The sequence below is a fragment of the Paenibacillus oenotherae genome (assembly GCF_019443105.1).
Taxonomy (GTDB): Bacteria; Bacillota; Bacilli; order Paenibacillales; family Paenibacillaceae; genus Paenibacillus_Z; species Paenibacillus_Z oenotherae.
In genome coordinates, this window is the sequence record NZ_JAHZIJ010000007.1 from 158422 (window position 1) to 183909 (window position 25488).

The window sequence follows — 25488 nt, forward strand, 5'->3', positions numbered from 1 at the left end:
CCCCCTTTCTTTTCCAATTCTGCAAAGGGCCGGGTTCGTCAAACAGTACTAATTTCTTATGGTACCGCTCCCGCTGGGACAAGCCGAACGGATTGCCAACAAAAAGGGCTGCAACAGCCTGCCTATCGGCAACCTGTCACAGCCCTCTACATTAGTTGCTTGTGTTCCACAGCCTTAACATGACAACTGCCGCCTCGGCTCTTGTTGTAATACCCTTGGGTACAAACAGATTGTCTCCTCGGCCTTGCAACAGCCCATTCGCATGTACCGCCTCTACATAGGATCGTGCCCAGCCTGGAATGCTTGTACCATCAGCATAGGTTGAATACTGCTCGCTGTCTGCCTTCCACTTCATCACCTTCGCAATCATTGCCGCCATCTCGCTTCGCGTAATGGTCTGCTGCGAGCGGAACGTGCCATCCGGGTAACCATCGAGCATCCCCTTGTTTACACCTGTGGAGATCGCTGATAATGCCCATTCTGGAATGCTTTCCTTATCGCTGAACGGGAGAGTGCCCGGCTCTTCGCTGATTGGAATTTCAAGTGCGCGCAGCATCATGACCGCAAACTCCGTTCGAGTAACGGTTCTGTCCGGTGCAAATAGATTCACACTAACACCTTCAACAATCCCTAATTCCGCTGCCTCACAGATCATTACCTTTGCCCAGTGCCCCTCAAGATCTGTGAACGGACATACAGCCTCCTGAGGCGAGCCTTCCGTCTCGACCTGACGGGTTAGCGTAATCGTATAACTCCGGCTTGTCCCATCCTCAGCCGTCACGATCACATCAATCACATTGGCGCCTGTCTTCAGCGGTAACGCAGCGCTTACGCTTCCACTCGCAATAGACACAGGTGTTCCGTTATTCCCCCGTACCTTCACAGTCGCTTTCCCATCCGCCAACGTCGCGATCACGCTAACACTGTCAACGTTATTCGCCACGCTCGACGCATAGGCGAGTGTACTTGGGCTAAATGCAGGGCTTAGTTCAGCTCCACCTTGCAGGCTCAATCCGCTAAGATTATTGATGCTGCTTGAAGGTGTCGTAACCCCCGCGTAATTGGAGCGCGTCACGTCTACCGTATACGTCTGGATCGTCGTACCATCCTGTGCAGTGACCGCCACATCAATCGTGTTCACACCTACGTTCAATGGCAACGCGCTGCTCGCTGCACCACTGGCTACCGCTTCCGGCGTGCCGCCATTCACTGCTACAGTTACGGTTGCTGTCGCATCGGCTACGATCGGCGTCACACTTAAACTGTTCACGCTATGCGACACGCTCGACGTATAGCCGAGTGTGCCAGCACTAAAGGAGGGACTCAAGACCGCTCCTCCCGACAGGCTGAGCCCGCTGAGACTCGCATCGGTGTTGAGTTGACGCGTCACGTCTACCGTATACGTCCGGATCGTCGTACCGTCCTGTGCAGTGACCGCCACATTAATCTTATTCACACCAACATTCAATGGCAACGCACTGCTCGCTGCACCACTAGCCACTGCTTCTGGCGTGCCGCCATTCACCGCTACAGTTACGGCTGCTGTCGCATCGGCCACGATCGGCGTCACACTTAAACTGTTCACGCTATACGGTACGCTCGACGTATAGCCGAGTGTGCCAGCACTAAAGGAGGGACTCAGGACCGCTCCTCCCGACAGGCTGAGCCCGCTGAGACTCGCATCGGTGTTGAGTTGACGCGTCACGTCTACCGTATACGTCCGGATCGTCGTACCGTCCTGTGCAGTGACCGCCACATCAATCGTGTTCACGCCTACGTTCAATGGCAACGCGCTGCTCGCTGCACCACTGGCTACCGCTTCTGGCGTGCCGCCATTCACCGCTACAGTTACGCTAGCCGTCGCATGCGCGACTGGCGTTACCCGAATATCGCTCTGACTATAAGCCACACTTGACGTATAACCGAGTGTACCCGCACTAAAGGAGGGACTCAGGACCGCTCCTCCCGACAGGCCGAGCCCGCTGAGACTCGCATCGGTGTTGGGTTGACGCGTCACATCTACCGTATACGTCCGGATCGTCGTACCGTCCTGTGCGGTAATGGCCACATCAATTGTGTTCACACCTACGTTCAATGGCAACGCGCTGCTCGCTGCACCACTGGCTACCGCTTCTGGCGTGCCGCCATTCACCGCTACAGTTACGCTAGCTGTCGCATCAACTACGACCGGTGTCACACTTAAACTGTTCACGCTATACGAGACGCTCGACGTATAGCCGAATGTGCCAGCACTAAATGATGGACTCAATGTCGCTCCACCCGACAGAGTCAGGCTTTGTAAGCTCGCATCGTTGCTCGCCGCCAAGCGGACACCAAAATCATTATGGGTCTGCCTCGCAAATGCAAAGTCCAATAACCCATCGCCATTAAAATCACTGCTAACCAAGTCATTTACGCTGCCACCCGCACTATACGTGACTGCGGTCGCAAAGCCTCCATTGCCATCTCCAGCCAGGATTGAAAAGGTACCTGTGGCCCAATTCCCCATTGCCGCGTCCAGCTCTCCATCACCAGTGAAATCAGCTAACACAACACTACGAGTATCATTACCTCCAGAACCATAGTGGACAGCAGAATTAAAGGTACCATCACCCTTTCCTGTTAAAATAGAAAGAGCCCCAACTTGAAGGTTTCTCGAGCTGGCTACAGCCAAATCCAAATATCCATCACCGTTAACATCACCGACAGCAGCTTTGAGTGGCGCTTCCTCAACCGCATAATTAACAGCAACAGCTAAAGCACCCAGTCCATCGCCCAAGAGAACGCTGACATTATCAGAACCAAAATTCGAAACGACAACGTCCATACGGCCATCCCCGTTGAAATCCCCCGTTACGACCTTATAAGGAGCATCCCCAACGCCCAAGCCTACTGGAGCACCAAAAGTCCCATCGCCAATTCCTATCATAATGGACACTTGATCAATAGTTCGATGAGATACCGCCAAATCCATTTTGCTATCGTTGTTAAAGTCTGCTACCGCAATATAATTTGGAGAGACCAATGTCGGGATGCTCAACGCACTAGCAAAGGTTCCGTCGCCGATTCCCAGAAAAATAGAAACGGTATCCGTAGTTTGATTAGCCGCTGCCAGATCTATTTTCCCATCGCCATTAAAATCTCCGTTCGTTACGGAGGTCGTGTAATTCCCTGAAGGGTATGTAGCTTGACTGCTAAAGGTTCCATCCCCAATGCCAAGCCTAACAGAAATATCCCCACTACTTGTGTTTGCAACAGCGACATCCATATGTCCATCACCGTTAAAATCAGCGACTGTCATATCAGTAGGAAAACTTCCTGCAGAATAACCTTGTATACCTAGATAAGGAGCTGCACCAGCTTGAAGCGGCGTCAGTACTGTGAAAAGTAGAATCATTGCCAAAGCAACTTTAGCGACTAGCATATGCTGACTTCTTAGAAACTTCATTTGTATGTCCTCTTTTCTATGATTTTGAAATCTTGGCGCTGCGCCTACTAATTGAACCATAACACATCGCTATGAAAGAATTATGAAAGAATGTTACCTTTGTTTGAATGTTCACAGCAAAATAAAAAGACACCTAATGGAGTGCCTTTCCAATAAAATCATTTGCTTATTTCTTTCTGTGTCATGCCGATTGCCTTCAGAATCGCAGGATCAGATTCGTACTGACCGTATTTAGAATGTTCAGGAACGCAATGAACGGCTTTCTGCTTTATCGGGTACGGGCGAAATACATCATGCCGCTGAACATCGTAATAACGAATGCGGATATAAACAGGATGAAGGCAGGCATAATCCAAGCGTTAGGCAATAGAGCTGCAAACAGGAAAATGACACCGGATGCCATCATTAATCTGCCTTGAAAGCGGGAGGCTTTGCGATGGATGTCTTCCGGCAGTTTTGGCCATTGGAATATCCCTTGCGGAATACGCGGTACGAGATTTCCCATTAGAATAAACAATATGCCTACCAGCACCGTAACAAAAAGTCCAACACGAATCTCATAACCCAAATTGTACAAAATGAGGAAGGTGTGGACGGCAAGCAGCATAATCGAGAGCATGGCGGCTACGGGAGCATTCACCGCTTCAGCTCTGCGGCGTTTATTCTCATCTCTCTCTAGCTTGGATGCCAGAAAGACCGAGGCTGGAATCAGCAGTGCGAGTGCCGGCATCAGAAAAGCGCCCAGCGGCTTGGCGATCAAATTGTCGGGCGATGCCATTTGGTTGAAGTGCATCACCATCTTGCTTGGTAATTCATTGTAAACGACCAGGCTGATTATAGCGGCGGCAAAAGCGGATAATAGGGGAGTGATCCATTTTTTCATGTCATTCATCCTTTCGATTGGGTTTGTTGCAGTTCCATCATCCATTTCAACACATCCTGGAATACGGTTGTATTCAGGGAGTAGACAATATGCTGCCCCTTTCTTTCATCCCAGACAAGCTGCGCTTGCTTCAGCAGATTGAGATGGTTGGAGATGCTGGGCTTTGTAATATCGAAGTGCTCGGCGATTTCTCCTGCAGTTAGGTCGCGCTCCTTCAGCAAATCCAATATTCTGCGGCGAGTCGGATCGGCAAGAGCTTTGAACGTATCGTTAATGGACATGCTTTGGACGACCTCCTTCCTTTAAATAAATATTTAGAAAATTATCTAATAGTTGAATTGTAGGGCATAAAGCTTGTTTTGTCAATATAAGGATATTTAAAAGGGCTATAGCACAGCACATTTTCAATCAAAGTATTATAATTAAAATATTACATTGACTGTCATAGTACTATATCGTATTATACAAATACGGAGGTGATTACATGAGCGAGAACAAAATTACATCCGACCTGCTGCGAGGACATACCGATACGATGATTTTACGGCTCTTATCCGAGGCTGACCGCTACGGCTATGAAATTGTCAAGCTGATTGCCGAGCGCTCGGGTGGCGAGTACGAATTAAAGGAAGCCACGATGTACTCCAGCTTCCGCAGGCTTGAGGTGGACGGTGATATCGAGTGGTATTGGGGCGATGAATCCCAGGGCGGACGGCGTAAATATTTCAGGATTACCGAGAAGGGCAAGGCGACTTACATCCGCAACAAAAGCAACTGGGAGTATGCGAAACGCGTGCTTGAGAACTTATTATAGGGAGGTTTTATGTGATGAATGAGAAATTGACCAGCTATTTGAACGGTGTTTTCGCACCATACGAAGGGGTGAAGAGCGCCACGGAATTAAAGACTGACCTGCTCTCCGATTTGCAGGAGCGGTACCGTGAGCTTAAAGCCGAAGGCAAGGACGATGAAACCGCTTTTGAGATGACCATTGACAGCATCGGCGACATTGAGCAAACGGTACTGGAGGTGGCTAACCTCTCCCGCTCGCTGGAGCGGCAGGTGGTGACGAACTTTAGCGCGAGCAACCTGGCTAAGAGTGACTTTGCCGGCGTTACGGCCCACAAAGGACAGTTCAAAGGCAGCGCGCTGCACAGTTCCGACTTTTCGGGCGCAGACTTGACCGGCAGCTCGTTTGCGAGCAGCGACGTGCGTGATGCCAACTTTAACGGTGCAAATCTGACCGACTGCAACCTGTCCGCCCTTGACCTATCGAATGCGAGCTTCAATAAATCAATCCTCGTGCGCACCAACTACAGCAAGTCGGGACTGGACGGAGCAACATTCATAGGTGTCAAACTGACCGACGTCAACCTGACTATGACCGATCTCAGAAAAACGATTTTTGAGAACTGTATCTTTGACGGCGTGGAGTTCAAAACTTCCGATCTGAGAGGTCTGTGTTTCGACGGGCAAACCTTTATCGGTGTCAAGTTTGACAAGTCTGCGCTGAACGAAGTTTCGTTCAAGGGCGCGACACTCAAGAACGTGTCTTTCCCGACGTCTTCGTGGTCTAAAAAATATTACCGTGCTGTCAAAACCATCTGCTTTGACGGTGCGATGATGGATAAGCTGACCTATGCCTCTCTGAAAGGCATGGAGGCCGATTTGTCCAAGGTTACGGTTATATAAGGAGGGAACGCTATGCCGAATCATTCGATTCAAGTCATTGGCCTGCACAAATCCTACAAGCAGCAGCAAGTCCTGAAGGGCGTTGATTTCGAAGTGGAGAAGGGCAGTATTTTCGCCCTGCTCGGCTCCAACGGGGCGGGCAAGACAACGGTGGTCAGAATCCTCACCACGCTGCTCCAACAAGATAGCGGAACCGCCACCGTAAACGGCTTCGATGTTGCGTCCAAGCCGGATAATGTACGGCAGGCGATCAGTCTGACCGGGCAATTTGCCGCCGTGGACGAAATTTTGACCGGACGGGAAAATCTGATCATGATCGCCAAGCTGCGATACCTCAACAACCCGCGCCAGATTGCGGATACCATGCTGCAGCGCTTCGGGTTGACAGACGCCGCCGACCGCAAGGCGTCCACCTATTCGGGCGGTATGCGCCGCAGGCTCGACATCGCCTTGAGCCTTGTGGGCAATCCGCAGATCATTTTCCTCGACGAGCCGACCACCGGGCTTGACCCCGAGTCGCGCATCGAGGTTTGGAAGATCGTCAAGGAGCTTGCCGCTGGAGGCACGACGATATTCCTCACCACGCAGTATTTGGAGGAAGCTGAGCAGCTTGCCGACCGAATTGCCATTCTGCACGAGGGCAGGATTATCGCGAAGGGCACGCTCTCGGAGCTGAAACAGCTGTTCCCGCAAGCGAAGGTAGAGTATGTTGAAAAACAGCCGTCGCTAGAGGAGATATTCCTCGCAATCGTCGGCAAGAAGGAGGCCATGTAAATGGAGGCAGTAAAGAAACATTTCTTCACCGATATTAGCGTTATGCTTGGACGTTCCATGCGCCATATTTTCCGCAGTATGGACACCATCATCACGGTCTGCATCACTCCGATTGCGATGATGCTGCTGTTCGTCTATGTGTTAGGCGGTGCCATTCAAACCGGGGCGGATAACTATGTGAACTACCTGTTGCCTGGCATACTGCTTATGGCTATCGCAAGCGGAATAGCCTATACGGCTTACCGCCTGTTTATGGATAAGCAGCGGGGCATATTCGAGCGGTTTCATACCATGCCGATTTCACGTTCCGCCTTGCTTTGGGGACATGTGCTGACCTCTCTGGTGTCCAACGCCATATCGGTGATCGTCATCATTCTCGCAGCGTTGCTTATGGGTTTTCGTTCGTCTGCTGGAATACTGCCATGGCTTGCCGTAGCAGGCATACTCGCGTTGTTTACGCTAGCCCTAACTTGGGTCGCGGCGATTGCCGGACTGTCTGCAAAAACGATTGAAGGTGCAAGCGCATTTTCCTATCCGCTTATCTTCCTGCCGTTTATCAGCTCGGCGTTTGTGCCAACCGAGACGATGCCGTCGGTCGTTCGCGCCTTTGCCGAGAACCAGCCGGTGACCTCGATCGTGAACGCCATCCGTGCGCTGCTGTCCGATCAGCCGGTGGGCAATGAGATATGGGTCGCTCTTGCGTGGTGTGTCGGGATTTTGCTCGCAGCGTACTTCTTTGCAATGAGAGTGTATAAAAAACGGGTGTAAACACCAAACGGAGTAGCGGACAAACAAGACACAGCGTATGTGCTAGATACCTCACGGCAGCTTCCGAAATATGTCGGCATGATGCTCCATAGTAATTGTGTACATGTCTCAGGCATACGAGCATGCCCCGCAAGGGAACACCCGCTGGTAATGCCCCATCGTAAGCCGCTGAATGATTTCCGACAACTGGCTGCTTGACCTTGAAAGGTGTTTTGATCCCTGTCTCACAAATGGGGGCCAGTCCCTTTTGGAGGCGTGCGGCTTTTTCGTCGTCTTATGAAAAATTCATTTATTGCAATCCCAGCTAGTATGGCGACTGGTATTATGTCTAATAGATCAAAATGATCGTCTACAGTATACCTAAGCAGAAAATAGGTCAATGCTCCAAATCCGATAACTCTAAGCAAAATCCATCGATTCATCAATAACCTCCTCTTTAAGGCTGTTTGCCAGTTGTTGGCGCCTCATGAAATTCAGACGAGCACTTTGGAGTCCCTGATTGAATTGCGAAGCTTTTGGACATCCATCTTCGGTGGCTGGCCATACATACGGGCATATTCCCGGCTGAACTGGGAAGGACTCTCGTAGCCGACGCGGAACGCCGCATCAGAGGCCTGCACGGATTCTGTCAACATTAACCTCCGGGCTTCTTGCAAACGAACCGTCTTCTGGTATTGCAACGGACTCATTGCCGTCACGCGCTTGAAATGCTTATGAAACGCCGATACGCTCATATTCACGGACTTTGCGAGTTGCTCAACAGACAGCGGACGAGCGTATTGCCGATTGATCAACCGGATTGCTTGAGCGATGCTGTAAGCATGGCTGCCGTTGGTGGCAAATTGATAAAGGAGCGCGCCTTGTTCGCCCTGAAGCATGCGATACAGAACTTCGCGGATGACAAGCGGCGCCAGAACTGGAATGTCCTCAGGCGTGTCGAGCATTTGCATGAGCCGCACAATGGTTTCGAGCAACGCGGGAGAAGTCTGATTCACGGTTATACCTCTGCCGCCTTCCATGGGGACGGAAGCGAGGCGATTCGTTTTTTTCACGATCTCCATGATGACGTCAGCATCGAAGCTCAGTTTCAAACTTAAGTAGGGAATCTCGGGTGAAGCATCTACAATTCTGCCCGTAATCGGCAATTCGACGGAAGTGACCAGGTAAGTCGAAGGATCGTATCGGAACGTTTCATTCGCCAGCGAGGCGATCTTAGCTCCCTGCGCCACGACGCAAATAGATGGCTTGTAGACTGATTCCAGCGGTTCCGACAAATGAGTGGCATGCATCAACGATAAAGAAGGAACTTCCGTCCGATACGTACCACTAGTCGGGGCATGGCGACGTATTAGAAGCGCCAATTGCTGCAAGGCTTGTTCTGTACGCTGCGATTCATTCATTGTATCCAAGGCCGACTCCCCCAGGAAGGTTTTTTGCTTTTATTATATAGAGACAGAAGAGAATCAGGCAAGGATCGGACAGGAATGGTCTATCGGTACGATGCTCATACTTAATATAATGAATTTGCATGATAGAACTCGGCCAATCAACGTTAGGCTTATATTATGATAAAGGAGAGGAACGGAAATGAGTTTGAATGGAAAAGTCGCAATCGTCACCGGGGCGTCTCGTGGCATCGGACGGCAAATTGCCATCCAATTCGCACAATCCGGAGCGAAGGTGGTTATCAATTATTCCTCTAGCCGTGGGAGAGCGGAAGAGGTAATAAAGACGATTGAGCAATTCGGCGGCCAGGCGGTGGGAATCCAGGCCGACGTGAGTAAGGTGAGCGAAGTCGAAGCGTTGTTCTCGGAGGCGCTCGAGCGATTCGGGCACGTAGACATACTTGTCAACAATGCCGGCATCATGGAGAACAATGCGATTGCGGACGTGACAGAGGAGATATTCGATCGGCATTTCGCGGCCAACGTGAAAGGGACTTATTTCGCTTGCCAACAAGCAATGAAGCATATGGCGAAAGGCGGGACAATCGTTAATTTCTCGACCTCCGTTTCTGGAGCGATGCTCCCGATGTACAGTGTCTATGCCGCAACGAAAGGTGCAGTCGAGCAATTAACACGCCAATTGGCAAAGGAATTCGGTCCTAGGGACATCACCATCAATTGCATCGCACCCGGGCAAGTATCAACCGAGCTGTTCCTGAACGGCAAATCACCGGAGGTGATCGATTCTTTCCGCCGAATGAATGCGTTTGGACGGCTCGGAGATCCAGAGGATATCGCGAATGCTCTCGAGCTGCTCGTTAGCGATAAAGCCCGTTGGATAACGGGCCAGACGATCCGCGTAAATGGCGGGTTTAATTAAACGCTTAGAATACAATGAAATATTGTCGCCTCATCCACTCCCCGGCCTGCCGGTTCGCGATATCAAGGTCACCGAACCGGCAGCACCAAGGAAACCGAAGCATGGTTGGCTCCGGGCCGCTTGCAACAGCTTTCCTCGGGTTATTGTTTGCAAGTCAGGTGTTCACTTTATTTCACGCTCATGAATGACTCCAAACATTCCAGTCATACCTTCATGGTTATTGAATCCGTATTTATTATAAAATGACTCTTTTCCTTGGGATGCAAATAAACCTACAAATGATTTTTCCGGTGCGTTTTCCTTTAAATATTCCGAAATTGCTTTCATAATCATATTTCCGATGCCTTTATTCTGATGCTCTGGTACAACCGCAATGTCTTGGATATAAAAATATATCTTTCCGTCCCCGACTACTCTTCCCATTCCGACTATTTCTTCTTTATATTGAACGATAACACCAAATAATGATTGGTTTAAAGATTCTTCTGCAACATCAAAATTCATAAACGCTGTCCAGCCCACTGCATGACAAAGCGTTTTGTATTCTGCAAGGTTGGCTGTTCTTTGAATTATTTTGTATTCTTTACTCATGGATTACTCCTTAAATTATGAAAATATGGATGGTTTAACAACCCGTTGCCGCACCATGATTCCGTTGCCGTACGGGTCATAGAACATGAAGCATGCCGCACCCATCCGTTCCTCGATAACAGTCACATCCGATGCGCCTTTTGCAGTCACGTGACCTCTTGCCGCCTCGACATCCGGCGAATCGATCACAAGAGCCGGGGCGACGCGCAAAGTGAGCTGCAGCTTTTCGTAATGCACCTTTCCGGTCTGTGACAGCCGATTGTCGTCCACCAGCAAATCCGCGCCCTTGTCCATCGCAATGCCGTTCAGCCCTTGTACCAGCGGGTCCGGCCGAACATCCTTCTGCAAAAATTCGGCGTACCACTTCTCCGTCTCAGCCGCGCGGTCTCCATGTGCTATCACGTGGCTGATCCTTGTGAGCAACGGGTGCGCATCACCAACAGGCTCCTGTGGCTGCTCATGCGAGATCGCCCAGCAGACCATGTTCCCGCCCACCGCGAAATGCTTCGCCTCCTCATAACGGTATAGTTCTCCAACATGCGAGTAGCCCTTTCCGGTACAGAAGTCGTACGACGCGTCGATATCCCGGATCGACTCGAACATGATCATCGGCGGCAAGCCCCACATATGGCTGTCGAGAATGATTCCGGTGCCGTCGAACGATACGCCCCAGTAGATGCCGCCTCCCGTTTTGTCTGGTCGGATTGTCTGTTCAAACAGATCCGCATACCATTCGATAGCTGCCTTCAAATCAGGTACGGGTAAAAATAGGGTGTGAATGATGGGCTTGATAGGGTGTGTCAAAGCTTGCACTTCCTCTCAATTAAGTTGACTTCAATACAAGGACACATCGAACCGCCAATCTCTATCCATCTCCACCAAAAAAATTATATCCGCTCCAGCGCAGCCTCCAAAAAGCCCGCCGCTTCCGCCTCTGCCTCCATTGCAGCCTTGAGCCCTGCCGCTATCTGTTCCCGGTTCGATGTTATGCCGCCCATTCCGAACGGGAAGGCCGGATACAACTGAAGCATCGTCCGACTGATTTGCCCGTACAAGCTGCTTGCGGCCGCCAGCAGAGAACGGGCTTCCTCACGAACCTGCCGGTCCCGGGAGAGCCGCTCCAGGTACCGACAGGCATGCTCGCGGGCTTCCGACAGCAGAGCCACCTGGTAGGCGTGGCCAAGCGGATCCAGCCGGTCTTCCAGGACGGCGCTTCGCCATTCCAGGTAAGCGGCTTGACCGAAGGCAAAGCCGGGCACGCGGGGCTCGTCCCCCCGAATCTGCTTCACAATGCCGCCAAGAACGGTGCGCAAGGAAGTGGGCACGCCTGTCCGCCTGTCCAAAATAGCCGCAAACAGCCCAGGACTTTCAGAGCTTCTGCCCAAGCTCTCATATGTATAGCGATTCAAGCCGGGCCGGTGGCTTCGACCGAACAGCACCCGCTCCATATCATCATATCCGTAGATCAGGTCGAACTCGTTGATCGTCAAATTCCATACGATGGCTGGGCGGCCAGCTTTCACGGCGTCATGGATCAACCGCAGCACGCCGACTTGCTGCTCCGGCAGGATCTGCTGTCGGCCAGGGCGCCCGAAACATCGGGCACTCCACCCAACCCGCTCCGCCGCACCGTAAAAGGCGAAGCTCCAGTCGAATGTCGACAACCCCCTCCAGTCGCATCCGGAGGAAATCCCGATTCGAAACGCATCGCCCGTCAGCCCCATAATCGTTGTAAGTGACTGCTCTCGATCGCTGACATACCGCATCACTTCGAGCAGTGCTACGGACAGGAATGCATATGGACGCGAGAAACGAGGCTCTTCAAGGACGATACAGTTCGGCCCGCCCTCATCGCGTCGGCTAGCGAGATAACGGTCTACTCCCATGCGAAACCGATCCTCGTTCAGCTTCGAACGGGAACGGGAAATCAAGTTGTAGACGTTGCTTCGCGCAATGCCGAGTGACGACGCGACCTCATCCGGCTGCAGCCCTCCGACCATTGCGTCCATGACATGCTTCTCGTTGCCGCGCAAAGTGCAGGACGAGCGAGCCGCCACTTCACGGCGAGTATCGCGGTCGAGTATCTGCTGCATCGGATCGGCCGGACGGCTGGCCAAATACGGATCGGCCGCTTCGGGCAGATCGCTGAATGGCTTCGTCCGGCTTTCAGCGCCCCGCAGCATATTGATCGCCGTCCGGCGAACGAGCCTCCTCAGCCAAGGGCGAAACCGCTCCGGATCCCGAAGCCCGGAAAGCTTGGCCGCCATCCGCAGGAACGACTCCTGAACCGCGTCCTCGGCAAGCGAAGTGTCGCGCAAAATATCGCGGGCCCACAACACGGCTTCCCGCCTGTACGCAACGATTAACTGCGTCAGCGCCACCTGATCGCCCGCGGCCGCGCTCATAATCATATCCGACTGGTGCATGTTGTCCAAGCTCATCTCCGCCCCCTTGTTTGTCCCCTAGATATCCATATTGCCTTCTTAAGTTCCTCGAAAACATCGAGGCGCGAACAGCAGGCCATGCGGGCCGCCTCGCCAAGCTCAATCTCCCCGGTCAGGTTCTCCTCAATGTAGTCTATCGCCCTGTTCATCCGCTCCAACCACTCCATCCCATTCCCTCCTCTCGAGTTCAAGTATAGTCGGGGCAGATCATCGCTTCGCAACGATTTGTGCACAAAGAAGTTGCTTCCTCAATAGAAACTGACAAAAAAGGTTCCGAACATTATAATTGTTTAATATATCCTGTAGCGGGTCTGACTAGGAGGACGGCATGCAATTTCAACCAATGTATGATGATGGGGAATTATTTCTACCGAAGATCGAATTAAGTATGACATCGAACCAATCGATTGGTATTATAACGGACTTGAAGCGAAAGCAGCTTTTAATGAATCAATTAGCGAATCATTCCCAATATCATTTATTTCGGGCTCCACAAAACGAGTATATGCGTTTAACGGTGGAAGAGCTAATCACTTTTCTAATCAAAGTAACGGAGAGGAATGAGCATACCGCTTCGTTATTGGGTTATTTTGCTTTAAAAGAAGAACGGAAGGTAAAAATCAAGAATCTAAGCTCATCGAGAAGGATGTATGTGACATTGCTGCGTGTCTTTTTTGCGCATCAGCCTACACTTGTACTGGAGGAACCCTATTTTTACTTGGAAGAACAAGATCGCCGTCATTTTAAACGGATTTTAGATGACCTTTCGAAAGAAAAGCGGATCTTAATTTTAACCTCGAATTTAGAAGATGCCATTATTTCCTGTGATACCATCTATCGATTGAATGAATCCGGGTTTCATCAATTGGATATTCGGGACTCAGAAGAGGATAAGCAGGAAGTACAGGAACAGGATCCGGCCAATATAACCTTACAGAAAATTTCTACGAAAAGAAATGACAAAGTGATATTATTTAATCCGCCTGAAATCGATTTTATAGAAAGTTTAGATGGTTCGATCCTTATTCATGTGGGTGGAGAAAATTATGACTGTGCTTTGACACTAACCGAGCTTGAGCAAAGATTGTTAAATTTCGGATTTTTCAGGTGTCATCGATCCTATATCGTTAATCTGCAAAAAGTAAGAGAGATTATTACATGGACGAAGAATAGCTACAGCTTGCGATTAAATACAGGTAAAGATGATGTGGTCCCGTTATCTCGTACAAAATTACAAGAATTAAAAGCACTTCTTAACATTTGATTTTCAGGAAAAGGCCGAACCAATTAAGCATTCATGGGTACCATTCAGGCGATAATAGCTACATTTCGGCGGGTTTTGATGGCTGGAAGCATGCACTCTTTATATACTTAAGCCATCAATGCTAAGGAAGTGTTGTTAATGAATGTTATCCAAGTCGAACATATTCGAAAGAGATTCGGAAATAAGGATGCATTAGCAGATGTGTCTTTTTCAATTCCTAAAGGGGAAATTTTCGGTTTCCTAGGTCCGAGTGGTTCAGGAAAAACGACATTAATAAAGATTTTAACTGCGCAATTACATCCGACAAGTGGACAGGCTCGTGTATTAGACCAACCAGCGGAGATGATGCATCATTCTGTACAGAAGATGCGCTTTGGCATTTTGACGGATAACAGTGGTCTATATGAGAGATTGACTATTGAGGAAAATCTAGAGCTGTATCGCCAATTATATGCTCTTCCTAAATCTTCGATCAGTAAGGTGCTGCAGTTTGTAAACTTAAGCGAAGAGCGCAATAAAAGAGTCAATCTCTTATCGAAAGGGATGCGTCAGCGTGTCATGTTGGCATGCGCGATTATCCATGAGCCGGAATTATTATTTTTAGATGAACCTACTTCGGCATTAGATCCAGTAAACTCAGCACATATTTATAAAGGCTTACGCTACTTGCATGAGAAGGGGACAACGATTTTTTTAACTACGCATGATATGGCAGAGGCAGAATTGCTATGTAACCGTGTAGCGATTTTGTATCAGGGACAAATCCAAACCATCGGCTCACCAAAGGAACTTAAACGACAGCATCGAGAAAACGTAGTTTGTGTTGACTTAATAAATGGGGAAGCATACGAGCTCCCGATCGATGAGGGAACGGCTGATCGAATAGCCGATTGGATGAAACGAGGGTTAATTGATCGGTTAGCAACGAAAGAGCCAAGTCTAGGTGATATCTTTATTAAAATGACAGGAAGTGAGTTACTATGAGTATCTCATTAAAACGTGTTCGAGCGATATTTGTGAAGGATTATAAAGAGTTTTCACGCAATTATGCGGTCTCCATTATTTTGATTTTTCCAATTATCTTCGCACTTCTTCTTCGAGGTACAGACCCGTCTTTGACTGGAGTTTTCGGTTTGGTTCTTAATTCTTCGTTTGTGATACTAACGACTTTCGCACAGGCATGCTTGATTGCGGAAGAAAAGGAGCGCAACACTCTAAGATCATTAATGATGACTCCAGCCACAACGATGGATGTACTAATCGGCAAAAGTACGTTAGTCTTTGCCATGTCTGCTGTTGTTCTGGCTATTGCTACGTATATATTTGGCTATGAGCCAGTTAATATATGGGTGTTTGTGGCAGTAATCATTCTTTCGATTATTCTATACACAGCAGCCGGAACGATATGTGGTTTATTCTCCAAGACGTTGCTTGAAGCATCATTATCTATCATTCCTGTGGCGATCGTATTCACTGGGGCACCAGGAGGAGCGCTGCTAGTGAAAGATTTTCCGATCTTCAAAGTGCTGGAGTACGTACCAAGCAGTCAACTTGTGAATTTGCTGAATATACGCAATATAGGCTATACGACGGGAGATTTATTGAAACCCCTCCTCGTTACTTTGGCATGGACGATTGTATTTATAATTGTAGCTGTTGTTTTGTATCAACGACGGTTAAAGGATGAGTAGGCGGAATCGTCCGACGGCCTGGAATTGCTCCCCCCTTTTGCCCCCGCGCCTTGTTGATGAACACGTACGATAGAGGCATCTAGCATGATACTATCTTTAGCCACTAAAGAATCGCGTATTTCTACCGAGGGGAGATCAAATTCCTATGCATATAGCTGTCAAGTTGATGCAAAAATTCAAAGACCACGATACCCAGATAAAGCTCAAGATCTATCGGGACAAAACGGAGCTCATCAGGAAAAGGAATTTGACAGCATGGGATGATGGGCAGCTGCAAGCGGAATCTCTCCGGCTGAGAGAGGAAGCACAATCGGGTACGCCTTTGGATGAGCTGCTTGTCGATGCTTATGCGTTAGTCTGCGAGGCAGCAAAGAGAAAGCTCGGATTACAGCCTTACGATGTCCAGATCATGGCTGCCATCGCTCTACACGAGAGATTTGTGATCGAGCAGCATACCGGCGAAGGCAAGACGCTCTCTGCTGTTATGCCTGCTTATCTAAACGCGCTGACCGGCGAAGGTGTTCATGTTCTGACTTTTAACGATTATTTGGCAAATCGGGATGCGGAGTGGATGGGCCCAATCTATCGTTTCCTCGGATTAACGGTAAACTCGGTTCAAGCGGGCATGAGTCTGTCCGAGAAACGGGAAGCGTACGCCGCAGATATAATCTATGTTACGGCCAAAGAGGCGGGATTCGATTATTTGCGCGACACAATCGCACTAAGCGAAGCCGAGACCGTGCATCGTCCTTTCCACTACGTCATCGTCGATGAAGCGGATTCACTGCTTCTCGACGAAGCGCGGGTGCCGCTAGTCATCTCCGGCGAGTCGAACTCTTCCGGCAACGACGGCAATCGTTTCGCAGAAGTGGCTCGGCAGCTCAAGCAAGATGAGCATTATGACTTCGACGATTTCCAGCGGAACGTTTATTTAAATGAAGCGGGCTCTGCGAAAGCGGAGTCGCTGCTGGGATGCGGCAATTTGTATGAAAGCCATAACAGTCATTTGTTGACGTCACTAAATTGCGCGCTGCATGTAGAATCGTTATTGAAAAAAGATGTCGATTACATCGTCCGTGACGGCAAAATCGAGCTGATCGAAGAATATACCGGCCGCGTGGCGGAGAACAGGCATTTGCCAGACGGGCTGCAAGCCGCGCTTGCGGCCAAAGAAGGGCTGCAAGCGCCAGTCGGCGGAACGATTCTCGGGACGATTACCCTTCAACACTTCATTAGCCTATACCCGGGGATTTGCGGAATGACAGCTACCGCGCATGTTTCCGCAATAGAATTCGAAGATATATATGAGCTGCAGGTCGTGCGAATTCCGCCGAACCAGCCAAACATACGGATCGACCATCCCCACCGGATTTATACCCATCAAGCAGCCAAGCTTAAGGCGCTTGTACAAGAAATCTCGTCCGTACATATGACGGGACGTCCAATTCTTATTGGTACGTCAAGCGTCGAGGAGTCTGACATGCTGGCGGAGGCGCTAGCGGTTGCCGGCGTGCCTTGCCATGTTCTGAATGCGAAGAACGACGCCAAAGAAGCCGATGTCATCGCCAAAGCGGGAGAAATCGGCGCCGTGACGGTGTCCACGAATATGGCAGGGCGCGGCGTCGACATTCGGCTCGGCGGCGGCAACCCCGCGCAGGCAGAAGTTGTCGCCAAGCTCGGGGGCTTGTACGTGATTGGTACGCATATGCACCAAAGCGTGCGGATCGACGACCAATTGCGCGGGCGTTCTGGCCGCCAAGGCGACCCGGGTGCTTCCGTATTTTTCATAAGCCTCGAGGACGAGTTGATGCTTCGGTTCGGCACCCATAAAGCGATTCGTGCTGCCAGGCAGGATGAGGCTCTCGAAGAGTCGGCGCTCCGCAGCAAAATCGCGCATATTCAGCGCATTATTATGGGCCAGAACTTCCATATCCGCAAGGAACTGAACTGTTATTCGGATATGGTGGAGGATCAGAGGCGTATTCTATATGAGGAGCGGATCCGAATTTTGAAAGGCGAGACGTCGATGAGCCCTTCGGAGAAGCGGGTAAGGCTTTATTATATTGACAAGTTCTGGGCTGACCATCTGGCATACGTTTCTTACATTCGCGAAGGCATCCATTTGACGAGCCTTACTAGCCGCAATCCGATCGACGAATTCCATGCGCAAATCATCCAAGCATACGAGCAAATTCCGGCTAAAATAAATAGTGAGTCGACGAATATGCTTGAAAGGCTCGGAGGTTCGAATGATCCGGCGAAGTGGGACATGTTCGGTCTGAAGAGCCCTACTTCCACTCGGACTTATATCATCAACGATCAATACACGCAGTACTTGCAGAATCCCGGTTCGTGGACCCCAGGGACGATAATCGCTTATTGGTTGCACAAGATATTGAGGCCGACATTCGGGTGGTCAAAATTTTGATGCAGCGCAGCTTTGTCGAGGATAATCGCGTTGCCGCCCATTGCTGCGCAAAATATCGGTAGAGAAGTTGGCCCAGGGGGGCACCAAGAAAATATTTAGTTACTCACCTGCCCCCGGTGTATAGCGCTGCATACGGCCAGAGAATTGCCATCTGGGTCGAAAAACCCGCTTGTTCCGTTCATCTTTACTTTGCGCGTACGCAATCCCGTTAGCATTGGTTCAACATTTGCCGAGTAGAAATCAACTACACTATGGGTCACCTTCGTGTATGTGTTCACAAAGCCTAGTCGTTGTTCATCCTGTGTCTCAACCAAGTAAAAATTGGGTACGCCAAGACGCTCTCCTCCGTCAAGATAAAGCATTGCGGCCTCCCAATCTCCTTCTGGTTCACCAAGCACTTTCATGCCAAAGGTGTCCGTGTACCAGGCAACGGCTTTTTTCAAATCCTGTACAGGAATTTCCACACCAGCAATACGCCATACGAACGGATGCGCCTTAGGAACTTCTTGATTCCGGTCACCTTGCCCAGTTAGTTCAACATTGCAAACACCGAATGAATTTCCGTCACAGTCCCGGAACCCGAAGCCTTGGCGATGCGGTTCCAACTCCCAGTCAATTTCGTTTACGTCGACTCCGTGCTCTTTGAGAAAACGATAATACCCTTTTAGATCATGCGTATAGAGGTCAATGACACTTTGAATATAGCCATGCCGCGTATTCCTGAATGTTAATCGGCGGTTGTCTTCTGTTTTTACCAGGTAGATGGATGGAACGCCTATCGCGCCCGATCCGCCCTGAAAGTGCAACATCGCCGCTGTCCATTCGCCATTCCACTCCCCCTGAAGCTTGGCACCGAGCATTTCACCGTACCATTGGACTGCTCGGCGCAAATCTGATACAGGAATTTCAATTGTAGCAATTCGTGGCACAATCCCACGCATGACTTCTCGTTCTATGTTTTGGTCAAAGCCGTCTTTTTTCATCCATTCATCCATTAGGACAAACAGCTCCTTCTTTAACGAGTCTTTTGATCTTCTAATTCGACTCTCTGCCGCATCGATGGAAATCTCCAGAATTTCAGCGGTTTCCTTAATGGTAAGGCCACCAACATAATAAAGTGTCGATGCAGCTCGTTGCGGCTCACTTAGTAAATTCAATGCTTCTAGCACCTGTCTCCTCGCGTCCCGCTGCATAACCAATTCTTCAACTGATGGCCCCCTCTGCAGATCCAGTGCAGCTTCGAGCGATGTATGTCTTCCTTCCGTTCTTCGTGTATTCAGACTCAACCGCCTTGCAGTTGAATACAGCCAACTTCCAAGTCTCTGGGGGTTCTGCAGAGTGTGCAGATTTACATATGCCTTTAAAAAAGTTTCTTGTGCAATATCCTGTGCGGCATGGTAATCCCGAACCACCTCGTAGGCAACGGCGTGCAGAACGTTGGCATATTTGCGTACAATAGCACCGAAAGCTTCCCAATCCCCATGCAGCGTCGCTTGCACCCATTCCTTATCCTTACTCACCCTGTATCCTCCTTCCGTTAAACAGACACACAACTCTTTCATTTTCCGTCGGTCGCATTATCATGCACGACAGGCTGACGATTCGGTGCCGACACACTTGAAAAGTCAGCTTTTTATTGATTTACCTTGTTGAATTAACCGGCACGATATCATAATCCCCAAACCCCATCCTGTCAAGAGATAATGTGCGAATGAGCGACATAGCGGGAGGCCCCCCTAATGGGTTCGAAATACGAATGAATTTCCGAGTATGCAGAGCGATATCGCTTTTTCCAATTCATCCGGCATCACGTAAAATATTCTTCAGATCGATGAGGAATAAGGAAAGGGGATCTGCATGAACAGCGTGGAGACATGTTTGGCGGGCATGAATTTGTCGGGGCACGGGCGCTTGGCAAATTCGATGATGAAGACCGCGATAATTTTTAGGTGAAGATTCGGTGCCAAGACACTACGTGGAACGCAATGAATATTCTCTGGAGGTAGAAGATGAACAAACAGGTTCAAGAGGCAAGCGGAATGAAGAGAGGGACAATGTTAGCCGCCCTGCTCATCGGTTCATTTATTGCGTTTCTTAATGAAAATTTACTTACCAATACATTTCCTGGATTAATGCGTGAGTTCAACGTTACTGCTTCGACCATACAATGGTTATCGACCGGTTATATGCTAATCATCGGCATACTGGTGCCGGTGACCGCATTGCTACAGCAATGGTTCACGACTCGCCGGATGTTTATGTCCGCGATGGCGTTATTTTTAGCAGGTACCTGTTTGTGTGCAGTATCCCCTGGATTCGAAGTCTTGCTAATAGGCAGGGTTGTTCAGGCTTGCGGGACTGGATTATTAATTCCGTTGATGATGAATACGATTCTTGCCCTCTATCCTCCGGAACGCAGAGGGGCTGCCATGGGTCTCATGGGGCTTGTCATCATGATCGCCCCTGTCATCGGGCCAGCTTTGTCGGGGTTGGTTATCGATACCTTACACTGGCGATGGCTGTTCTACATAGTGATTCCTGTCGCATTGTTTTCGATTATTTATGCATTCATTTACTTAAAGAATGTTACAGAAATAACCAAGCCAAGGGTCGATCTTTTATCCATTATTATGTCAACCGTCGGGTTTGGTTGTGTCACCTACGGTTTCAGCCAGACTGCTGTCTGGGCTGGTCCTGGGAGTTACAGTTTGATTGCCATAGGCGGCCTTTTCTTGCTCTTGCTTATTTGGCGGCAGCTCAAGATTAAAGAGCCCTTGATTGATCTTTCCGTATTCCGGTATCCCGCTTTTTCTTTGGTAGCGGTATTGATAGTAGTGCTGATGATGGTTTTATTCGCCACCACGACATTGCTGCCGATCTATATGCAGGATGTGATGCAGTTGACAGCATTTGCGACAGGTATACTTCTGATGCCAGGCTGCATTTTAAACGCAATGATGATGCCTGTGACGGGAAAATTATTCGATAAATTCGGGCCGAGATTCGTCATAATGCCCGGACTGATTATGATCGTCCTATCCCTGTGGCTGTTTGCCGGTATCGACAGCGATACAACCCGAGGCTCCCTTCTGTTCAATCATATCCTCTTATTCTTAGGCATATCGTTTGTCGTTATGCCGGCTCAGACGGCAGGAATGAATCAACTTCCGCGTCACCTTGTCCCCCATGGCACAGCCATATACAACACGCTCCAACAGATTGCCGGGGGAATTGGCATCGCTTTGTTCGTCGGCATCATGTCGTCCGGAGCCAATCGTTATCTTCACCATTCGCTCGATCCCGCTACGTTTCAAGATAAAACACAAAGTATCGTTGCCGGTTTGCAAACGGTTTTTTGGATTGAATTTATTCTCGCCATACTTGTTTTGGTGCTGGGTTGGTTTATAAATGGCCGTCTTTGTGCCGATTTGTCTCAAAAGAAAGAACCCAAAAACTTGTTGCCTTAGGGGCTCGAAACACTTATTCGGCGTCATTTATGATGAGGCTCCCCGTATCTATTGATAGGGTAAACTAAAACAGAGTGACGGAGTAAGAAGCCTGCAAATATGCATGAATTCCGTTACAAAACGCCATCATGGTAAAAATGCCTGCGATCATGCATGAATGGGAGAAAAAAATCGACCGTTAAGGGGTAGCAGAGGTGAAATGCCTGCACTCTGGCAGGCATTTCACCTTTATCAGGTCAGAAACGAGACAAAAACTGCGGTTTCGCATGTTTGCCTAGCTTGCACCTCATTTGTCTCAAGCCTTCGCCTCGGCCGAGCATACGAATCTGCAGGGAGCCATGAATGTGGCTGAGAATGTCAGGACTTATCTAGATAAGATCGTCGAATCCCTGATTGAGTGGATGGGCGGGGGTGTAGCGCCTTTGTATTCCGTTATCCTGCCAGTTAGCGTTGGCGGTGCTTCTGTCGCGGTACGACAGTTCTTGTCCATTCAAGTGAATCCACCGCATCAGGTATCCCAAACGGCGTACAGCGACAAAATGAAATGACGCGATGGCTTCTCTATTTTCCGGAGCCAGTTCGAATTGCATCCGTGTTGTTTGCACAATGTCGAACCTGTGTTTTTGACGCAGCTATCTGGTGTTAATTACATGCTGAATAAACGACGAGACTAATGGATGTGGACTCTCTTGAGTAGATCGGGATTGAGGCACGAACAAGGTGCTTATGAAAAAGGGGTGATCTTGCAATTCAACAATTCGCGACTCTCCGTTCTCATCCACTCCTACAGTCTTTAATCCATTATCATCTAATACCTTCTGATAATCTGGGTTTAATCCAAAATTACAGTAATAATTCTCGGCTATTCGCTCCTTCCGAAAGATTTTATAAACGATGGATTGCTTATTATGCAGAAGAACGTCTAATCTTTGCCCTACTAACGAGCAGGCAAGCTTGCTAATCACTAATTTAGATGCGTAAGGATCGTATTCAGCATGGTCTGCATCATCGATTTGCAATACATTTCGAGCAAACTCTATAACAACATGCTGATATCCCCCACATGTCCCCAGCAGAGGACGGCCGTTTTTTCTTGCATATTCAATGACATTCAGTGCCCCCTTCATGCTTCTATATGGACTTCCGGGAGCAATCCAGAACCCATTACAACGGGAGATCATACTATCAAAATCATGCTCTGCGTTCTCAGTTGATATCCATTCTGTTTCTATGGAAACATCTAGCTGCGTACATGAATGCACAATCGCTTGGTTGGTTGCTGTGTGCGGTATAAAAGCCGGATTAAATTCACCTATAATGCCTATTTTCACAAAAACCCTCCTTATTCTTTATTGCTCTACCATGGTAAAGTGATAAATCGATACTAACCGCCGTTGATAAAATTGTCAATCATTCTGGAACTGGTTGCAAACGTTATCCGTCACAAGAATGATCAGCTATTCATCCAAACACGTGTGGTAAAGCATGTAATATGGTAGGGAAACGTCACAGTCCGTTTAGAAAATTAAGGAACTTTAGGGGGACCTTTCCCGTATTAGCTTTAGACTAACCCAAAGGAGGCAATCATGAAAAAAAGAAAATTGTACTGGCTATTTGTTCTGACACTAACGTTAACGATGTTCGCGCCATCAGGCGTGATGGCGGCCGGCGCAAGCGAGAAATCGCTGGCATACGAGGATACGCTTAAGACCGCATCCGAGAAAGCGGAACTACTGACTGGACAATATGGCACGACAAGCGTTCAATACGCACTAATCGATCAAGGAAAGATTATCGTCTCCGGTCAATCCGGAATCAACGATAAAGCCGGGAAGAAGCCGCTAACCGCGAACACCATGTACGGTATCGGCTCTACAAGCAAAATGTTCACCGCAGCAGCCGTGATGAAGCTGGTGGACGCGGGCCATATCGATCTGGATCAGCCCGTCGTGAATTACGTAACGGATTTTACGATGCTAGACGAGCGCTACAAGAAAATTACGCCCCGCATGCTGCTGAACCATTCCGCCGGATTTGCCGGGTCGTCGCTGACAAATGCTTTCTTGTTCGCGGATAACGATACTTACGTGCACGATACGTTTCTGAAACAACTGGCTGAACAAAAATTGAAAGCCGATCCAGGGGCTTATTCGGTCTATTGCAATGATTGTTTTACTCTAGCAGAAATTATGATAGAGAGAGTCAGCGGCATGGATTACACGACCTATATCCATCAGTCTTTTACCAATCCGCTGGGCATGCCGAATACGCAAACGTCTCAGGATCGCTTGAACGTCTCCGCGATGGCGGGACTTTACCTCCCCGGCTTTCAGAATCAGCTGCCGAACGAGACGGTTAACGCCATTGGGACAGGAGGAATCTATTCTACCGCGGAGGACTTAGTTCGATTCTCGCAGATTTTCACGAAACAAACCGAAGGCATCCTATCCTCCAATTCGGTAGATGCGATGGCTCAAGCAGAGTACAAGAAAGGCTTCTGGCCTAAAGATGCCGATACATCGGTCAATTATGGATTAGGCTGGGACAGTGTCGACCTGTTCCCGTTTGGGGACTACGGCATTCAAGCGCTGGTCAAGGGCGGAGATACAATTCTGTATCATGCGTCGCTGGTCGTTCTACCCGACAAGAATATGGCTGCAGCCGTTCTTTCTTCAGGAGGCTCCAGTACGACCAATGAGCTGCTGGCGAAGGAAATTCTACTTCATGCATTGAAGGAGAAAGGCGAGATCGACGAGATCAAGGCCGAGAAATCGTACGGAAAGCCGGTTAAAGCCGACATGCCGAAGGAATTGCTCGACTTTGCGGGGATCTACGGCGCAACGAATCAGTTGCTTAAGATCGACATCTCTGCGGATGGGGCAATGTCGATTAACACTCCGCAAGTGCCGAATTATCCGACCGAAAAGTACACGTATTCGAAGGACGGCTCATTCATAAGCGCGGACGGAAACACGAAGATCAACCTCATTAAGGAGCAGAACGGCCGCACCTACATTTGGACTCGGCAATACCTCTCCCTGCCTGGACTCGGCCAGTTGGCCTTGTCGCAGTATGCCGCCGAGAAGCTTGAGCCCAATAACGTCTCCAAGGAAACGTTGGCCGCCTGGGTAGAACGAGACGGTAAACGCTATTATCCAATTAACGAGAAATATACTTCCGTCGCCTTTATGCTGACCTCATCCATACAAATTCAATTGTTTAAAGAAGCACCCGGTTACGTAGTAGATAAAAAAATTACGGGACCAACTACGGCGGCCGCCGACCTTCAGATCCCGACTATGGGCGGCAGGGACTCCGATGAGCTCAATTTCTATAAGCAGGACGGCATCGAGTATCTTAAGCTCGGGGGCAGCTTGCTCGTGAGCGAGGACACCTTGAAGCCGATCTATTGGGGCAAGACCTCCTCGACGACGATTCCGGCTAGCGGTTATGCGAAGTGGTACTCGATTCCGGACCGAGCCGCCGGCAAGACGATGAAGGTCAAACCGCCTTCCGAAGGCTCGTATGCCGTATACAACGAGAACGGAATGATCGTGGATTTCGGTGTCGTCAGCCCGGACAATACGACCGTACTGCCCAATAAAGGCACCATCATGTTCGCGGGCAAAGCCGGATCGAAGTTTGAAATTACATTGAAATAAGGAATGAAGGGGAGTTCTTCCGACTAGCTCGGAGGGCTCCCCTTAGATTTT

At 49.3% G+C, this 25488-nt stretch carries 21 protein-coding genes; 11 read left to right on the forward strand and 10 right to left on the reverse strand.

Features of this window, described 5'->3' with window-relative positions; genetic code table 11:
- Positions 1 to 151: 151 nt before the first annotated feature.
- The 3 genes from K0T92_RS12465 to K0T92_RS12475 form a co-directional block, all read right to left on the reverse strand.
- The gene (locus K0T92_RS12465; RefSeq protein ID WP_219872800.1) at positions 152 to 3448 is read right to left on the reverse strand and encodes a cadherin-like beta sandwich domain-containing protein; all 3297 of its coding nucleotides are present in this window, start codon (positions 3446 to 3448) and stop codon (positions 152 to 154) included.
- Between the two features lie 268 nt (positions 3449 to 3716).
- Positions 3717 to 4331: a DUF1648 domain-containing protein gene (locus K0T92_RS12470; protein ID WP_219872801.1), complete on the reverse strand. Its 615-nt coding sequence runs from the start codon at positions 4329 to 4331 to the stop codon at positions 3717 to 3719.
- Positions 4332 to 4336: 5 nt separating this feature from the next.
- The gene (locus tag K0T92_RS12475) at positions 4337 to 4606 is read right to left on the reverse strand and encodes an autorepressor SdpR family transcription factor (RefSeq protein ID WP_219872863.1); all 270 of its coding nucleotides are present in this window, start codon (positions 4604 to 4606) and stop codon (positions 4337 to 4339) included.
- Positions 4607 to 4815: 209 nt separating this feature from the next.
- Here K0T92_RS12475 and K0T92_RS12480 point away from each other — a divergent pair, with 209 nt between their 5' ends.
- Genes K0T92_RS12480 through K0T92_RS12495 form a run of 4 tightly spaced genes read left to right on the forward strand, consistent with a single transcriptional unit; the run spans position 4816 to position 7565 of the window.
- Positions 4816 to 5145, forward strand: coding sequence for a PadR family transcriptional regulator (locus K0T92_RS12480; protein WP_219872802.1), 330 nt, complete (start codon positions 4816 to 4818; stop codon positions 5143 to 5145).
- Positions 5146 to 5159: 14 nt separating this feature from the next.
- Complete coding sequence (locus tag K0T92_RS12485) at positions 5160 to 6023, forward strand: pentapeptide repeat-containing protein (RefSeq protein WP_219872803.1); 864 nt, start codon at positions 5160 to 5162, stop codon at positions 6021 to 6023.
- A gap of 12 nt (positions 6024 to 6035) precedes the next feature.
- Positions 6036 to 6797 carry an ABC transporter ATP-binding protein gene (locus K0T92_RS12490; RefSeq protein ID WP_219872804.1) on the forward strand — a complete coding sequence of 254 codons (762 nt, stop codon included), beginning with the start codon at positions 6036 to 6038 and terminating at the stop codon, positions 6795 to 6797.
- Positions 6798 to 7565, forward strand: coding sequence for an ABC transporter permease (locus tag K0T92_RS12495; protein WP_219872805.1), 768 nt, complete (start codon positions 6798 to 6800; stop codon positions 7563 to 7565).
- Between the two features lie 473 nt (positions 7566 to 8038).
- Here the strand turns inward: K0T92_RS12495 and K0T92_RS12500 are convergent, their stop codons facing one another.
- Positions 8039 to 8965 (reverse strand): AraC family transcriptional regulator, encoded by a 927-nt coding sequence (locus tag K0T92_RS12500; protein WP_219872864.1) that lies wholly within the window; start codon positions 8963 to 8965, stop codon positions 8039 to 8041.
- A 187-nt stretch (positions 8966 to 9152) separates the two neighbouring features.
- Here K0T92_RS12500 and K0T92_RS12505 point away from each other — a divergent pair, with 187 nt between their 5' ends.
- Complete coding sequence (locus tag K0T92_RS12505) at positions 9153 to 9890, forward strand: SDR family oxidoreductase (RefSeq protein WP_219872806.1); 738 nt, start codon at positions 9153 to 9155, stop codon at positions 9888 to 9890.
- 162 nt (positions 9891 to 10052) lie between these two features.
- Here K0T92_RS12505 and K0T92_RS12510 read toward each other — a convergent pair whose 3' ends face one another.
- From K0T92_RS12510 to K0T92_RS25655, 4 genes are all read right to left on the reverse strand, one after another.
- A complete protein-coding gene (locus tag K0T92_RS12510; protein ID WP_219872807.1) occupies positions 10053 to 10481 on the reverse strand; it encodes a GNAT family N-acetyltransferase in 429 nt (142 codons plus the stop codon).
- A 15-nt stretch (positions 10482 to 10496) separates the two neighbouring features.
- Complete coding sequence (locus K0T92_RS12515) at positions 10497 to 11285, reverse strand: VOC family protein (RefSeq protein ID WP_219872808.1); 789 nt, start codon at positions 11283 to 11285, stop codon at positions 10497 to 10499.
- Positions 11286 to 11368: 83 nt separating this feature from the next.
- Positions 11369 to 12922 carry an RNA polymerase sigma factor gene (locus K0T92_RS12520; RefSeq protein ID WP_219872809.1) on the reverse strand — a complete coding sequence of 518 codons (1554 nt, stop codon included), beginning with the start codon at positions 12920 to 12922 and terminating at the stop codon, positions 11369 to 11371.
- Positions 12919 to 13092: a hypothetical protein gene (locus K0T92_RS25655; RefSeq protein ID WP_425517652.1), complete on the reverse strand. Its 174-nt coding sequence runs from the start codon at positions 13090 to 13092 to the stop codon at positions 12919 to 12921. The genes K0T92_RS12520 and K0T92_RS25655 overlap by 4 nt, the downstream gene beginning before the upstream one ends.
- 161 nt (positions 13093 to 13253) lie before the next feature.
- Here K0T92_RS25655 and K0T92_RS12530 point away from each other — a divergent pair, with 161 nt between their 5' ends.
- From K0T92_RS12530 to K0T92_RS12545, 4 genes are all read left to right on the forward strand, one after another.
- Positions 13254 to 14189 (forward strand): LytTR family transcriptional regulator DNA-binding domain-containing protein, encoded by a 936-nt coding sequence (locus tag K0T92_RS12530; RefSeq protein WP_219872810.1) that lies wholly within the window; start codon positions 13254 to 13256, stop codon positions 14187 to 14189.
- A 138-nt stretch (positions 14190 to 14327) separates the two neighbouring features.
- A complete protein-coding gene (locus K0T92_RS12535) occupies positions 14328 to 15173 on the forward strand; it encodes an ABC transporter ATP-binding protein (RefSeq protein ID WP_219872811.1) in 846 nt (281 codons plus the stop codon).
- The gene (locus tag K0T92_RS12540) at positions 15170 to 15880 is read left to right on the forward strand and encodes an ABC transporter permease (RefSeq protein WP_219872812.1); all 711 of its coding nucleotides are present in this window, start codon (positions 15170 to 15172) and stop codon (positions 15878 to 15880) included. The genes K0T92_RS12535 and K0T92_RS12540 overlap by 4 nt, the downstream gene beginning before the upstream one ends.
- 145 nt (positions 15881 to 16025) lie before the next feature.
- Positions 16026 to 18308: a preprotein translocase subunit SecA gene (locus K0T92_RS12545; RefSeq protein ID WP_219872813.1), complete on the forward strand. Its 2283-nt coding sequence runs from the start codon at positions 16026 to 16028 to the stop codon at positions 18306 to 18308.
- A 95-nt stretch (positions 18309 to 18403) separates the two neighbouring features.
- Here the strand turns inward: K0T92_RS12545 and K0T92_RS12550 are convergent, their stop codons facing one another.
- The gene (locus K0T92_RS12550) at positions 18404 to 19828 is read right to left on the reverse strand and encodes a sigma-70 family RNA polymerase sigma factor (protein ID WP_219872814.1); all 1425 of its coding nucleotides are present in this window, start codon (positions 19826 to 19828) and stop codon (positions 18404 to 18406) included.
- Between the two features lie 489 nt (positions 19829 to 20317).
- On the opposite strand from K0T92_RS12550, the gene K0T92_RS12555 reads away from it, so the two are divergent.
- A complete protein-coding gene (locus K0T92_RS12555) occupies positions 20318 to 21775 on the forward strand; it encodes an MDR family MFS transporter (RefSeq protein WP_219872815.1) in 1458 nt (485 codons plus the stop codon).
- 632 nt (positions 21776 to 22407) lie between these two features.
- Here K0T92_RS12555 and K0T92_RS12560 read toward each other — a convergent pair.
- Positions 22408 to 23106, reverse strand: a complete 699-nt coding sequence (locus tag K0T92_RS12560) for a CTP synthase C-terminal region-related (seleno)protein (RefSeq protein ID WP_219872816.1) — start codon at positions 23104 to 23106, stop codon at positions 22408 to 22410.
- 255 nt (positions 23107 to 23361) lie between these two features.
- Here K0T92_RS12560 and K0T92_RS12565 point away from each other — a divergent pair, with 255 nt between their 5' ends.
- Entirely contained in the window at positions 23362 to 25437 is a 2076-nt protein-coding gene (locus K0T92_RS12565; RefSeq protein ID WP_219872817.1) for a serine hydrolase domain-containing protein, read from the forward strand.
- The last annotated feature ends 51 nt before the right edge of the window (positions 25438 to 25488 follow it).

Bases quoted from the DNA above. Each gene is read 5' to 3' on its own strand.
- K0T92_RS12545 (WP_219872813.1), top strand. From the start codon at position 16,026: ATGCATATAGCTGTCAAGTTGATGCAAAAATTCAAAGACCACGATACC.
- K0T92_RS12505 (WP_219872806.1), top strand. From the start codon at position 9,153: ATGAGTTTGAATGGAAAAGTCGCAATCGTCACCGGGGCGTCTCGTGGC.
- K0T92_RS12510 (WP_219872807.1), bottom strand. From the start codon at position 10,481: ATGAGTAAAGAATACAAAATAATTCAAAGAACAGCCAACCTTGCAGAA.
- K0T92_RS12490 (WP_219872804.1), top strand. From the start codon at position 6,036: ATGCCGAATCATTCGATTCAAGTCATTGGCCTGCACAAATCCTACAAG.
- K0T92_RS12470 (WP_219872801.1), bottom strand. From the start codon at position 4,331: ATGAAAAAATGGATCACTCCCCTATTATCCGCTTTTGCCGCCGCTATA.
- K0T92_RS12555 (WP_219872815.1), top strand. From the start codon at position 20,318: ATGAACAAACAGGTTCAAGAGGCAAGCGGAATGAAGAGAGGGACAATG.
- K0T92_RS12535 (WP_219872811.1), top strand. From the start codon at position 14,328: ATGAATGTTATCCAAGTCGAACATATTCGAAAGAGATTCGGAAATAAG.
- K0T92_RS12530 (WP_219872810.1), top strand. From the start codon at position 13,254: ATGCAATTTCAACCAATGTATGATGATGGGGAATTATTTCTACCGAAG.
- K0T92_RS12495 (WP_219872805.1), top strand. From the start codon at position 6,798: ATGGAGGCAGTAAAGAAACATTTCTTCACCGATATTAGCGTTATGCTT.
- K0T92_RS12465 (WP_219872800.1), bottom strand. From the start codon at position 3,448: ATGAAGTTTCTAAGAAGTCAGCATATGCTAGTCGCTAAAGTTGCTTTG.
- K0T92_RS25655 (WP_425517652.1), bottom strand. From the start codon at position 13,092: ATGGAGTGGTTGGAGCGGATGAACAGGGCGATAGACTACATTGAGGAG.
- K0T92_RS12485 (WP_219872803.1), top strand. From the start codon at position 5,160: ATGAATGAGAAATTGACCAGCTATTTGAACGGTGTTTTCGCACCATAC.
- K0T92_RS12500 (WP_219872864.1), bottom strand. From the start codon at position 8,965: ATGAATGAATCGCAGCGTACAGAACAAGCCTTGCAGCAATTGGCGCTT.
- K0T92_RS12520 (WP_219872809.1), bottom strand. From the start codon at position 12,922: ATGAGCTTGGACAACATGCACCAGTCGGATATGATTATGAGCGCGGCC.
- K0T92_RS12565 (WP_219872817.1), top strand. From the start codon at position 23,362: ATGAAAAAAAGAAAATTGTACTGGCTATTTGTTCTGACACTAACGTTA.
- K0T92_RS12480 (WP_219872802.1), top strand. From the start codon at position 4,816: ATGAGCGAGAACAAAATTACATCCGACCTGCTGCGAGGACATACCGAT.
- K0T92_RS12540 (WP_219872812.1), top strand. From the start codon at position 15,170: ATGAGTATCTCATTAAAACGTGTTCGAGCGATATTTGTGAAGGATTAT.